Genomic DNA, 12,274 nt, shown 5'->3' on the forward strand with positions numbered 1-12,274 from the left:
ATCGGCGGCCGACAGAGGCGAGTACCTCGATCCGCACCGACCTCAGGTAGTTGCGCTGACCATCGCATCGACGCGCTCGAGCACCCCGCTCACACCGTTGTGCATAGCGTACGGACGCGCCAAGGATGCCATCGCCTGCAGCCGATCGGCAGCCCGCACTGAGTCGGTAGCCAGGGCCATGTCAACCGCCTGATGCCCGGCTGCCGCTGCACGGTCCGGCTGGGCGTCGAGGACGTAGCCAGTGGTGATACTGATCGCGTCAAACGTGCGGCTCCGCTCCTCCCCCGCACCTCTCGTCGCGTACGAGCGTTCAGCATGATCGATCGCCCGCTCCGCAAAGCGGTTTCGATGTTCGATGTGTGAGGCGAGGCAGCTATAGATGACCCCGGAGATTCCATCAAGGTCCGCGGGCGCCAGAAAGAACCGAGCCCACGATGGGACCTTGCTTTCGTCGACCCGCCCGAGTTCATCTTGAGCACGCGCAAGGGAGTCCGAGACTCTGTCCGCAGCGCCCAGCATCGCGTACGCCCAGGCCTCGTTGGCATGAAGGACAGCGACTGCCGCGAGGTTTCCGCTGTCCTGGGCAACGATCTGCCCGAGCTGCCATAGCCGCAGCGCCTCCTGCGCCCGGCCCAAGTGGATGGAGACTCGGCCAAGACGATAGAAACCACCAGCAATCAGCGCAAGATCGTTGACCTCCCGGGCGAGGACAAGCCCAGCAGTCAGGTAGTGACGGGCCGCCGCGTGGTCACCGAGATCGTGACTGGCCCACCCAGCGACCTGGCACATGTCGGACAACGCAATCTTGAAGTCCGCCTCGGTCTGTTCCGTGTCAAACCTGCTGCGCAACATGCCGCTCGCCCACGCGATGTAGCTCGCCGCGGAGTCCCGACAGGAGCCGCCGCCACGCGTGGCATCGATTTGGCGGTGTTCATCGCAGACCGCGCGGACCAGATCGACGTGGGCTGTAGTAACCCGCTCAGGGGAACTGGATGCGGCCGGATGCTTGGCAGCCGCGTACTCACTCAACTCAGCCGGAACCGGACCAACCGCCAGAGCAGCCAGCGATCCGACGAACCCTGGGACTGCGCCCGGGTCTCGCAGCCGGGTTTCGGCCTTGACTTCATTACTTGGCATATGAGATCCGACACCCAACAGGCCGCGGTCAATACCAAAGCCATCCGCGATGCGTACCAGTACGTCGTAGGACGTCACCAACTGCTTGCCCTGCGAGATGCTTCGCACTCGGGTCTCCGTGAGACCGGACGCAGCTGCGAGCGCACTCCTGCTGTAGCCGCGATCCCTCAGGAACTGGAACAGCGTCTTGATGTCCTGCTCGGCCAGGCAATCTCGCAATGGCCGTCCCCCGTGCACGCCCGAGGTCCACCACAGCGGATCTGGCCGCACCACGTGCACCTCTCGCCCTCCTCTGCTACTCGGTTTGGATACGATGAGCGAACCATGGCTTCTTCGCGTGGGACACGTGTTCGGACGTCGAGAGTGGTGAAAGCGGTGAACGAGCGAGCGAGAAAGTCAAGCGCTGAACCGCGCCGCAACGCCAAGCTCGCGGCCGTCATCGCCGAGGCAGATTGGTCGCATGCCCAACTCGCGCACGCAATCGGTCGAGTCGCCTCCGAAGCCGGCAATGAACGCCTCGTCTCGGTGGGCAGGTCCCACGTCTCGCACTGGGTCGCGGGGTCGACGCCATCTGGTGACGCGCCGGCAATCCTGGCTGAGGCCCTTTCCCGACGCCTCGGCAGGGTCGTCACTGTCGACGAGATCGGCCTGTCCGGTCCGCAATCGCCTGTAGCACTGGATTGGTCCGCAGATACGCTGACGACGCTCGCCGATCTGGGAAGAGGCAACGTGGACATTGAGCGCAGGTCTGTCCTGCGAGCCGCTGGCTACTCTGTGGCCGCACTCGCGGTGCCCTCACAGGCCTGGTGGGACACGATGGCGCGCCGTGGAGCTCAGCGCTCTGCGCGGACCGGCCGGTTGATCGGCGCGGGTGACCTGGAAGCGATCCGGGAGATGGCGGCCATGTTCACGCGGCTCGATCAGCGCCGTGGGGGCGGGCACGCGCGCACCGCTCTGGCGCAATACCTGACCTCGGATGTCGCCAGCGCGCTGAGAGCCGCCCACGCCAGCGCTGCCATTCGCCGGGATCTGTTCTCCACCGCCGGCGAACTTGCGTACCTCAGTGGTTGGATGGCATTCGACAATGCTGAGCACGCGACCGCACAGAAGTACTTCACAGTCGCCGTCCAGCTCGCCGCCGAGGCCGACGACCCACCGCTGGCTGGACACGTCCTGCGTGCGATGGCTCATCAGGCCGTCGACCTGGGTCACCCACGGCAAGCCGTCCAGCTCGCGAAGGCGTCGTTGGATGGGCGACGGTCAGCCCTGGCAAGTCCCCGCGAACGGGCGTTGCTCGAGGTCGTCCATGCCAGAGCGCTGGCGGCCGATGGCGACGGCAGTGCCGCCGCCAAGGCTCTGTTGCGTGCTGAGGACAACCTTGCCAGCGCTAGCAAGAGTGATGACGAACCCGGTCGGGTGTTCTTCTTCGGCGAAGCCAGCCTCGCCCACGAGACCGCGTGTACCCTGCGCGACCTCGGCGATCTGACCGCGGCGACATCCGAGTTCAGGCACAGCGTTCGTACCCGCAAGGCGGCGACCTTCACCCGCACGCACGCTGTGACCCTGGGATATCTCGGCGCGGTTCAGGCTCGTCAGGGCGCGATCGACGAAGCCTGCTTGACCTGGTCGACGGCTCTCGACGTCATGGATGGTGTGCACTCCGGCCGGACGCGTCAGACCGTCGTCGACATGCGCGCGGCCCTGTCGCCGTTCCGAGCCCGCGGCATCCCCGCGGCGACTGAACTCGACCATCGGGCTTCCCGCTACCTCGCCTCCGCGGCGAGGTGATCACACCGCATTTATCGCCGTCAACCTCGTCGATCGAAGGATGTCTCTATGACGCACCGCGCTCTCACGGTCGAACCCGTCGCCCAGGTGATCGGTGGCCGGCGCGAACCTACCGATGATTACTGGGGCGGCACGCGCTCCATCCTGCGGATCGACAACGAGCGGTTCGACGAGCAATCCACGGTCGGGCTGGACGCGTTCTCTCACCTCGAGGTTGTGTTCTTCTTCCACCTCAGCGACCAGCGCGACCTGAACTTGGGCGCCCGCCGCCCCAGGGACAACCCGGCGTGGCCCCAGGTCGGCGCGTTTGGCCACCGGAACATGCGCCGGGTGAACTGGCTCGGGATCTCCCGCTGCCGGCTTTTGAAGGTCGATGGCCTCGACCTTCACGTCGAGGATCTCGATGCTGTAGACGGCACTCCCGTTCTGGACATCAAGCCATGGTTCGACGAGTTCGGCCCCCGGGGCGCGACCCACCAGCCGGCCTGGACCACCGACATGCTTGTGAATTACTTCGCGCCCACCGAATAGTCCGCTCAAAAACCCTTCGCGCGGGCAATGTATCGAATCGCGGCGTTCAACCCCCGCGTGGAAAGAAACCGACTGCGCGGATGGGCGATGTCATCGACTCCCTCATGTGCGAGCTCCGCACATCGTCGTTGGAACCACGGCCACGGCACGTCCAGACGATTGGCAATCGCCTCCAGCCTGCGTTTCGATGACTGCTCGGTGACCGACATCAGCTCACGCGCTTGCTCATCGACATGACAGACGGCTGCCCGAGACGACAGCGATACGTCCGCATCGACGCAGCACAGACCCGAACCACCGAGCCAGTTCGCGACGATTGACTCCTCGCCGAGCACGAACCGCTCCCCCCACGCAGGCTCACACTCGGAGCTCAGGGCCGCCACGATCCCGAACGACTCCAGCAGCGCAGCCGCCAGCAAGAGCAGAACTCGCTCGTACTTCGGCGAGTCCGCAGCGTCCGCCTCCGGGAGGTAGAAGTCGCGCCGCATACGCGGGAACCACCGTGTGGTATGACGAAGGTACTCGAACCTGTGTCTCCATAGCAGCCACGATGTCGCATCCTCGCCGCTTCTCTCCCGTGGCCACAAGTACGGCTGACCCGACAACCGCTCGAGATTGCGAGTGATGTGGCGAGTACAGAGCCAGGAGCCCAACCACTGGCTGGCAACCGGGCTAAGCGTGGAGACGTCAGTGAGCGGCGTATCTGACCAGCAACGCCTATCGTGTTGCGCCAGCCCTGCCTGAAGAGTCGCGAGCTGGCCGTCGTCTGCCAACAACGCTACATCGGTGTTTGTCACGGCCCAGATGATGCCAACCGTCAGATCATCCACGGAGGTTGCCGACGAGACAGGCTGCACGCCCGTTCGGCGTCCGACGCGATTAGCGAACCGACGTCCGTCCAAAATGCAGGACTGCTGCTTGTCATCAACAACGACGACGAATGTACGCCGGTCGGGCCGGTTCAGCGCGGCATCAGGTCCTGGGTCCACCATCAACCATCCCTCCCCCGGCGAGACCGCCTCGCAACGATGAGCCTCGACGTCCACGCCGGAGAATGACCGGCCATCAGGAATACGCATGATGCTGGACCTGGCCGAGGGCAGCTGCCCGGCGATCAGGTCGAGGAGGGAGATGGCATCAGGCGCCCGCGGCGCGCTGACACGCCGCCTGTTGAAGAAGCCGAGATCGGCGGGGCCCGGCTTCTGAAGCACACGACAGAGAGCCTGCCGCACGTGCGCCGGCGGCCAGGTATACAAGCCACACTCCCAGTCGGAGATGGACTTTGCAGTGATGACACTCTCCTTGCCTGTGGCGTTGTAGATCTCCGCACTGACCAGGTCGGCCAGGCGGCGCTGTGTCATAGAACCTCGAGCTTTTCGCAGCAGCCTGTTCGGCTCCCGATCGGCCATGAAGCTGATTCCTCCCTCTGTCGGAGGAAGGATGCCGTGACGACCCAGGGCATCGACACGGCATCAACAGACGTCCGAAAATGTTTCCCTCTCGGCGGAACGCCTGGAAATGTCCTAGGTTGGGTCTGTGGCTAACGAACGACTGCGCGCCGCGCTCGCCGAGCACAACCTCACCTACCTGGCGCTCGCCGATGAGCTGGGCGTCAATGTCAAGACGGTCGAGCGATGGGTTGCCCATGACTACATCCCGTTTCCCCGCAATCGCCATCGGCTGGCCACACGGCTCGGGCGGGACGAGGCCTACCTCTTCCCCACTGCAGTAACCGGCCAGCGCGCCGCCGCCGTGTCCGAGAGCGAGATCGTTCGGGTCTACCCTCAGCTCTCCGACATCTCGGCGGATGCGTGGCGAACGTTCTTCGAGTCCGGCGACAACGACATCGGCATACTCGTGTACGCAGGTCTCTTCGTTGCCGAAAGCACTCAGCTGCAACGAGTCATCCGCAAGAAGGCGAAAGCCGGCGCGAGTGTCCGGATTCTCCTCGGAGATCCCGATGACTCGCACGTCGCCGAGCGTGGGCGGGAGCAGGGAATCGGTGAGGCGCTAGCTGCGAAGGTCCGCAACTCGATGGTCCTCTTCAGTAACTTGGCTACGGTCCCCGGCATCGAGTTTCGAACCCATCGCACGATTCTTTACAACTCGATCTTCCGCGCAGATGACACTCTCGTGATCAACACCCACCTCTACGGACTGCCCGCCGCACAGGCTCCGGCGTGGCATCTGCGGAGGATCCCCGGCGGCCAACTCGCGGGCCACTACCTCGAGAGCTTCGAGCGGGTGTGGGAGAGTGCCCTGCCGATCGGAGAGCCGTGATGCCCTGTGCGGTCACCTTCCACACTGGTCATCCGATCCGGGACGTCGGCCGAGCGCTCAGAGTCCGAAAGCGTGCAGCGACCCAGCCTGCGACCAGATGGTCTCGAAACTGGCGAGATACGACTGGAACGTGATGCCCCTCGGCGCACGTCGATAGTGGAAGACTGGAGACTCGGCGCCGGCGATCCCATGGGCGTGCTGGTTGACCAACAGTTCGTCATCTGCGCGGAAGATCGAGTTGTACAGGATTACGTCGTGCAGTCGTAGCTCGAATCCGTCGTATCGCATCAGTGGCTGAAGTAGTGACACTGCGCTTCGCGCGTTCGCCACTCTCATCTCGGTTTCGGCATCAAGGTCGCTGAGTGCCGCGGTCGCCTCGCCCGGAGCGCACAGCCCCACTCTGACTCGAGCGCCCGCCGCGCACTTGCCGCGGAGGCATTGCACGAAGTCGATGTCCTGCAGAAGGAACATCGCGTCGTAGGCGACGATGCCGATCTCAGAGACGGCAGACTCGAAAAGCGATAGCCAGAACTCGTGCATGAGCGTCGTGCGACGAGGGTAGACGGCGACGAGATCAGGCTGACGAGCTCCGCTCAGCTCAGGCCACGTCCGCTCCTCCTCGATGCCGAGCAATTTGGTCAGGATCGCACGATGCCGAGCTTGCGGCAGCTGCCCTTGCAGCCAGTTCCGCACCGTCTTCGGATCGACGGCCACTTCCGCAGCCACGTCCGTCTCAGTGAGGTTCGCGCCATACATCGCTCTCCGAAGCACCTCGTTCACTATGCTCAACCTTGCAGCAACTAGATGTCCATGGATGTCTGTTGGACGGTAGCATGAAAATGTACATAAATGTCCACCTTGCGTGCGCCCGCACCGGCTGCGTGTACTCGACATCCGGCGGTATCGGGGAGTGGTCGAACGTGTCGATACGCTGGAGGGAAGCTAGCTTCTACGGTGTGACGACTCTCAGCTGCGGCGAACGCGATCGCCTCAACACGGCGCTGCATGAGATAGCTGCCGCTGCTGGCATCGATCCGACAGGGGCCCGACTCTTGCGCTACACCATGAACGCGGTGTTTTACGTGCCAGCAGCGGACGTCGTACTTCGAATCGCACCCGCCGATCACGTCGGAGAGGTCCGACAAACCGCCGCGGTCGCCAGCCGATTCGCCGAGTTGAATCTGCCCACCGTTCGGCTTGCACCAGGCCTTAGGGAGCCGATCGAGACCTCGGCATGGATGGCAACCGCATGGACTTACCTACCCCAACCTGCAGCTTACCGGCATGCGCTGGTGGACCTTGCCTCCCCACTCCTGTCCATACATTCCATTCATCATCTCGGGCTCGCCATCCCCGAATGGGACGTAATCGACCGCTGCGAGAATCGCGTGCGGAAGGTAACGGATGCGACGGGCGAAGCAAAGGACTACCTACACACCTGGGCGAAGCGTGAGCTCAATCTGTCAATCCTCCAGGTCGCCGAGCGGCTGCTGCAGCGCTGCACTGAGCTGCGTTCGGCCATCGCCGCTGCCCAATGGGCCTTGCCCGTCAGCGTCATCCACGGCGACGCACATGCTGGGAATTTGCTCAGTACAGCCCTCCGTGTAGTACTGATCGACCTGGACTCAGTTCGCTTCGGCCCTCCAGAGTGGGACCTGGTCCCGGCCGCACACGGGGTGCAGCGTTTCGCCGACTCGTACCGAGAGTACGAAGGCTTCGCATCCTCGTATGGCTTCGATCTATTCTCCTCTCCCAATTGGCCAGTCTTGCGTGACGTGCGGGACCTCCAACTGGTGACCAGCGTGATCGCAAGACTCCTTGGCCGGCCAGATGTCGCGGAGGAGCTCGGCCATCGCTTGCGCAGCTATTTCGCGAAAGATGACGCGATCTGGCATCGCTTCAAGTAGTCCGCCCGCACCACGCGCCCCCCATCGCATGGGGGTCCATGGTGGACCCCCATGCTGGGCTGATCAACCAGAGTCAACGCACCGACACTCGGTCATCTAGCGCAACACCGCGCTACCTGTGACCCGGGCATGTCGCTCGTCTCACGGCCCAACCCACCAGGCTCACTCGGGAGGCATACGTGAAAGGCTACTTGGGCATGTTGGCTCACCTCGACGCGCTACCAGCGATGCTGGGCACCATCCCCAGCTGGAACAGCACCCTCGCGATCGGGGTCATGACTGTTGTTGCCACGAGCACCTACGCAGACATCGTCCACGCGATCGACGACGAAATCCGAGGCGCGTGATGCACGGGGATCGCCTTGAACCGGTCCACTGGGTCAGAGTTTGGTTCGGGCAACATGTGGTTGCCAGCTACACCGCCCCCGCCAGCCTCGCCGATCGGTATGCCTGCTCGATGCAACGCCGATTCGCCGGCCTGCGGGTGACCACGGATCCACTGCCGCCGACGACAGAGGCAGCACCCACAAAGGTCCGATCCTGACCCAAGTTGATCGCGACTGGCCAGGAAATCGGCATCGAGGCGGCCCGGCAACCATTCAGGCTCCGACTACGCGGCAAATGTCCGAAAACGTCGAACGACACGGTTCTCCTGTCCAGGCCGGAGCAGTGATTCTTGAGCCACGGTCGATGACCAGCCGCCGGAATGAACCAGGGAGACGGAATGATGCGCCGCGGGGAGCTGTATCGGTATCGAGATCCATCCGGAGTCAGCGGTACCGGCGTCGTTGCCTTACTCGTCGAGTTCCCACCGAACGAGGACGGCCATCAGTGGGTAGCCGTCAAGTGGCTCGGCCATAACCCACACATCGCCTTCTGGCCCGGCGTGGGAGATCTCCTGGAGACCCACGGCCACCTCGGCGAATCGGAGATCCGATGGCTGGATCCCGATCCGTTCGATCTTGAAGGGGATCCGGCGCTCTATAACACCGGTAAATGTCCCCTGTAGATCGGCGTGGCCGGCGTGTGAGCCGCAACTCCGCGTCGGTCATGCCTTCCAATCCTCGTCATGCACCCGACGAGGGCCAGGCCCTGCCACCGCCTCCCCCTGTCGGTGGCGGGGCCCAATCATTCGGAGGACGTCAGTGAAGTGGACTGACCTGAAGCACGCGGAGAGCGTCGTCCACTCCGACAGAGAACCAAGCCGATTCTCGAGCGTGAGCCCAGAAGATCCGTCAGGCGCTAACCATCTCCTGACCGCGGCGCGAATGCGCACGGTGTCGCGCAGTGCGCCCGGGCGACCAATGAGCCGTACCGAACTCGCCCAGCGGGTGGCCGAGCTGCTGTATGCAGTCAGTACCAAGAGGTACGCGATCACGGGACACTACATCGCGAAGCTGGAACGGGGCGCGGTGTGGTGGCCTTGCGAAGAGTACCGAGCGGCCCTCTGCCTCATCCTCGGCGCAAGTGATGACGCAGAGCTCGGATTCCGCCCGCGGAGAGGCCGTCGACCAGCGACCCCGCCGGAGCCACTCGATTGAACTTCTACTCGTCATCGTCGTTCTCCATGTGGTCGACCCACTCGATCACGACGCTGCGCCGGTATCGCACATAGCGGCCTACGCGAATTCCCTGTGGTCCGTACTTGTGGGTCCGCCAGGCGTAGAGGGTGCGTTTGGGCACCTTGAGGTATGCCGACACCTGGTCGATGTCCCACAACGGATCAGTTGCCTCTGGGACTGACACCATCGCCGCCTCCCTCAAGCAGCGGAGCTGTCCTGGGCGTACGCGTTCCTGGTGCCCCTGATCCTCGCTCGTGCTCTGCCTTGAGAACGCTGCGGACGTGCCGCACGCTCCAGCCGAGGATCTCCGCGGCCGCCTCAGCGCTGCCGCATACCCTGGCCAGCCCAGCGGCCTCCGTAGCTGTAGCCTCCTCAGCGTCGCGAACTCGCTCGTCGTGCCGCTCCGCCGCAAGTAACCTCGCTTTGATCGCCCGCTCCAGCGCGGCCTGCGCGCGGGTCGCACGCGCGGTTGCTGCTTCGATGCGTGACTGGCGTTCGCGCGCCCTGCGTAGGGCCGCAACTCTCGAATTGGTCATCCGCGTCGCTCCGTCACAGCTCGGGACCATCGAAGGATCGGTCAGCTGTCTCGTGGCGGGACGGCAGAGTCCCGAGAGACAGCTTGCGTAGCTCCGGGCGCCGAGGGCTCAACCCGCCGCGATGAAGTTGGCGATCAACTGAGCCGATCAAGCGTCGCGCGACCGACACCACCCGCGCACCGGTTCGCTCGATGACCTTCCCCGGTTCGCGTTTGTTGACCTGCGCCGCCCAGCTGGCGATGTACCGGAACGAGGATCCGCCGGTCGACCACCCATGGTGCGCCATCAGTAGGTAGGAGACGGACTCTGCTTCGATCTCCTTCATCCCGCGGCACACCACGCCTTCAGGCGCAGCGATCTCCTTCGGGTCGTGCATTCGCAAGTGTGCAACCTCGTGGGCCAACCGCGTGACAGCGGTTACCTCGTCCAGACCGCCTCTGACCACCACAGTCCGCTTTTGGAAGTTGGTAAATCCTTCAAGGCTCGCATCGCCGACGTTGGTTTCCACGAGCGTGTAGCCGGCCGAGCGGGCCTCGTGTTCGAGCGCCCGCCAAAGCTCGCCGGGCGATGCAGCGCCTCCGGACGGTACCGCGGGTTGAGGAAGCACCGGACCATCAGTCTGCGAGATGTCCCAGACTGATGCGACCTTGAATCCGACAAGTCGTCCGCCGCCCCGCGCTTGTCTGGCCCGTTCGAGCTCGAGGTCCGGCTGGCTCGCCTCCAGCGCCAGTCGTCGCCCGCGCTCGAGGATGACGGGCGCAAGGATGCGGATCTCTCGGTCCTGCTGGCTGTTCTGGATGGATCGTCCAAGCTTCTGCCAGATGTCGGACCTGGCGACCTGGCTTGCGTACGGCATCTGGAGGGTGATCAGTACGACGTTCCTGAAGCTGTAGTTGCGAAGAGCAACTGAAGCATCGAGCCATCTGACCCACTCGACGCCCGAGCTGTGTTTGCGGATCTGCGAGTGCAGTGCGTCGCGCAGATCCTCGGGGGTGACTCTTAGCCTCGATCCGTGGACCGGTGGGGCGCGGTCCGGTGCGTTGAACGTGAGAGTGCCTTCTGGATCAGGAGAATCTGGATTGTCTAGGTCCCGATTCCCACGATCCAAGAAGGCACTGCCAGTGAAGTTACCTGATGGTTGGTCGCGAGCGCAGCTGTTGTTCGATGACGAGAACCTCGTGTCGTGTGTCGGGTTGGTGCCGGTGATGGCGCTCGCGGAGCGCGCGGGGCTGTCGGAGTTGGTCTCGGGCAAGGTTGCGATCACCGCGTCGGCGGTGGCGTCGGCCGGGGTGAATCCGGCGGGCAAGCTGACCTCGATCATCGCGGGGATGGCGGCCGGAGCGGACTGCATCGACGATCTGGACGTGATCCGCTCCGGCGGGATGCCGCGGTTGTTCGGCGAGGTGTACGCGCCGGCGACGCTGGGCCAGTTCCTGCGGGAGTTCACCCACGGCCACGGCCTGCAGTTGGCGTCGGTCGCCCGCGCGCATCTGGTCAACCTGGTTGAGCGGACTGGGCTGCTGCCCGGCATCGAGACCCGGGCGTATGTGGATATCGACTCGCTGCTGCGCCCGGTCTACGGGCACGCCAAGCAGGGCGCCAGCTTCGGGCACACCAAGATCGCCGGCCGGCAGGTACTGCGCCGCGGCTTATCGCCGTTGGCCACCACGATCAGCACCGAGCAGGGTGCTCCGGTGGTGGCCGGGATCCGGCTACGCGCCGGGAAGGCCGGCTCCGGCAAGGGCGCGGCGTCGATGGTGCGCGAGGCGATCGCCACCGCCCGCGCCGCCGGGGCGACCGGGGAGATCCTGGTGCGCGGCGATTCGGCCTACGGCAACAGCGCGGTCGTCGCCGCGTGTGTGAGGGCCAAGGTGCGGTTCTCGGTCGTGCTGACCAAGAACCGGGCGGTGAGCGCCGCGATCGGCGCCATCGGCGACGACGCGTGGACGCCGGTGCACTACCCGGGCGCGGTCGTCGACCCCGACACCGGTGAGCTGATCTCCGACGCCGAGGTCGCCGAGGTCGAGTTCACCGCGTTCGCCTCCACCAAACACCCGGTCACCGCGCGGCTGGTCGTGCGCCGGGTCCGCGACCGCGCCAAGACCGAGGAACTGTTCCCGGTCTGGCGCTACCACCCGTTCCTCACCAACAGCACCGAACCAGTCGTCGCCGCGGACCTGACCCACCGCCGGCACGCGATCATCGAGACCGTGTTCGCCGACCTCATCGACGGACCGCTGGCCCACCTGCCCTCCGGCCGGTTCGCGGCCAACAGCGCCTGGGCGATCTGCGCGGCCATCACCCACAACCTGCTCCGCGCCGCCGGCACCCTGACCAGCCCGAGTCACGCCGTCGCCCGCGGCACGACGCTGCGCCGCCAGGTCGTCAACGTGCCCGCCCGGCTGGCCCGACCGCAACGCCGCCCAGTCCTGCACCTGCCCGCCCACTGGCCCTGGGCCCAGCACTGGACCACTCTCTGGACGAAGGTGTTCCAAATCGCGACCGGACCGCCGATCACCGCCTGACCCTCGAC

12 protein-coding genes are annotated in these 12,274 nt (G+C 64.8%); 7 read left to right on the forward strand and 5 right to left on the reverse strand.

Annotated features, from left to right (window positions below; genetic code table 11):
- Nucleotides 1-42: 42 nt before the first annotated feature.
- Nucleotides 43-1,416 carry a helix-turn-helix domain-containing protein gene (locus OG876_RS43680; RefSeq protein WP_328522634.1) on the reverse strand — a complete coding sequence of 458 codons (1,374 nt, stop codon included), beginning with the start codon at nt 1,414-1,416 and terminating at the stop codon, nt 43-45.
- 96 nt (nt 1,417-1,512) lie between these two features.
- Here OG876_RS43680 and OG876_RS43685 point away from each other — a divergent pair, with 96 nt between their 5' ends.
- Together OG876_RS43685 and OG876_RS43690 are read left to right on the forward strand one after the other, a co-directional pair.
- The gene (locus tag OG876_RS43685; RefSeq protein ID WP_328522635.1) at nt 1,513-2,925 is read left to right on the forward strand and encodes a hypothetical protein; all 1,413 of its coding nucleotides are present in this window, start codon (nt 1,513-1,515) and stop codon (nt 2,923-2,925) included.
- Between the two features lie 48 nt (nt 2,926-2,973).
- Nucleotides 2,974-3,456 carry an SAM-dependent methyltransferase gene (locus tag OG876_RS43690; RefSeq protein WP_328522636.1) on the forward strand — a complete coding sequence of 161 codons (483 nt, stop codon included), beginning with the start codon at nt 2,974-2,976 and terminating at the stop codon, nt 3,454-3,456.
- A gap of 5 nt (nt 3,457-3,461) precedes the next feature.
- On the opposite strand, the gene OG876_RS43695 is transcribed toward OG876_RS43690, so the two are convergent.
- Nucleotides 3,462-4,865 (reverse strand): hypothetical protein, encoded by a 1,404-nt coding sequence (locus OG876_RS43695; RefSeq protein WP_328522637.1) that lies wholly within the window; start codon nt 4,863-4,865, stop codon nt 3,462-3,464.
- A 127-nt stretch (nt 4,866-4,992) separates the two neighbouring features.
- On the opposite strand from OG876_RS43695, the gene OG876_RS43700 reads away from it, so the two are divergent.
- Nucleotides 4,993-5,736, forward strand: coding sequence for a helix-turn-helix transcriptional regulator (locus OG876_RS43700; protein WP_328522638.1), 744 nt, complete (start codon nt 4,993-4,995; stop codon nt 5,734-5,736).
- Nucleotides 5,737-5,793: 57 nt separating this feature from the next.
- On the opposite strand, the gene OG876_RS43705 is transcribed toward OG876_RS43700, so the two are convergent.
- Nucleotides 5,794-6,516, reverse strand: a complete 723-nt coding sequence (locus OG876_RS43705; RefSeq protein ID WP_328522639.1) for an XRE family transcriptional regulator — start codon at nt 6,514-6,516, stop codon at nt 5,794-5,796.
- 176 nt (nt 6,517-6,692) lie between these two features.
- Between OG876_RS43705 and OG876_RS43710 the strand changes: the two genes are divergently transcribed.
- The 3 genes from OG876_RS43710 to OG876_RS43720 all read left to right on the forward strand — a co-directional run bounded on the left by OG876_RS43710 (nt 6,693) and on the right by OG876_RS43720 (nt 8,652).
- Nucleotides 6,693-7,643 (forward strand): aminoglycoside phosphotransferase family protein, encoded by a 951-nt coding sequence (locus tag OG876_RS43710; protein ID WP_328522640.1) that lies wholly within the window; start codon nt 6,693-6,695, stop codon nt 7,641-7,643.
- Nucleotides 7,644-7,822: 179 nt separating this feature from the next.
- Nucleotides 7,823-7,990 (forward strand): hypothetical protein, encoded by a 168-nt coding sequence (locus OG876_RS43715; RefSeq protein WP_328522641.1) that lies wholly within the window; start codon nt 7,823-7,825, stop codon nt 7,988-7,990.
- 377 nt (nt 7,991-8,367) lie between these two features.
- Nucleotides 8,368-8,652 carry a hypothetical protein gene (locus OG876_RS43720; protein WP_328522642.1) on the forward strand — a complete coding sequence of 95 codons (285 nt, stop codon included), beginning with the start codon at nt 8,368-8,370 and terminating at the stop codon, nt 8,650-8,652.
- 536 nt (nt 8,653-9,188) lie between these two features.
- Here OG876_RS43720 and OG876_RS43725 read toward each other — a convergent pair.
- A complete protein-coding gene (locus OG876_RS43725) occupies nt 9,189-9,392 on the reverse strand; it encodes a helix-turn-helix domain-containing protein (protein WP_328522643.1) in 204 nt (67 codons plus the stop codon).
- Nucleotides 9,393-9,754: 362 nt separating this feature from the next.
- The gene (locus OG876_RS44225) at nt 9,755-10,597 is read right to left on the reverse strand and encodes a hypothetical protein (protein ID WP_442914070.1); all 843 of its coding nucleotides are present in this window, start codon (nt 10,595-10,597) and stop codon (nt 9,755-9,757) included.
- Nucleotides 10,598-10,862: 265 nt separating this feature from the next.
- Between OG876_RS44225 and OG876_RS43735 the strand changes: the two genes are divergently transcribed.
- The gene (locus OG876_RS43735) at nt 10,863-12,266 is read left to right on the forward strand and encodes an IS1380 family transposase (protein ID WP_328522955.1); all 1,404 of its coding nucleotides are present in this window, start codon (nt 10,863-10,865) and stop codon (nt 12,264-12,266) included.
- Nucleotides 12,267-12,274: the final 8 nt, after the last annotated feature.

This window comes from Kribbella sp. NBC_00359 (assembly GCF_036097425.1).
In the GTDB taxonomy this organism is placed as follows: domain Bacteria; phylum Actinomycetota; class Actinomycetes; order Propionibacteriales; family Kribbellaceae; genus Kribbella.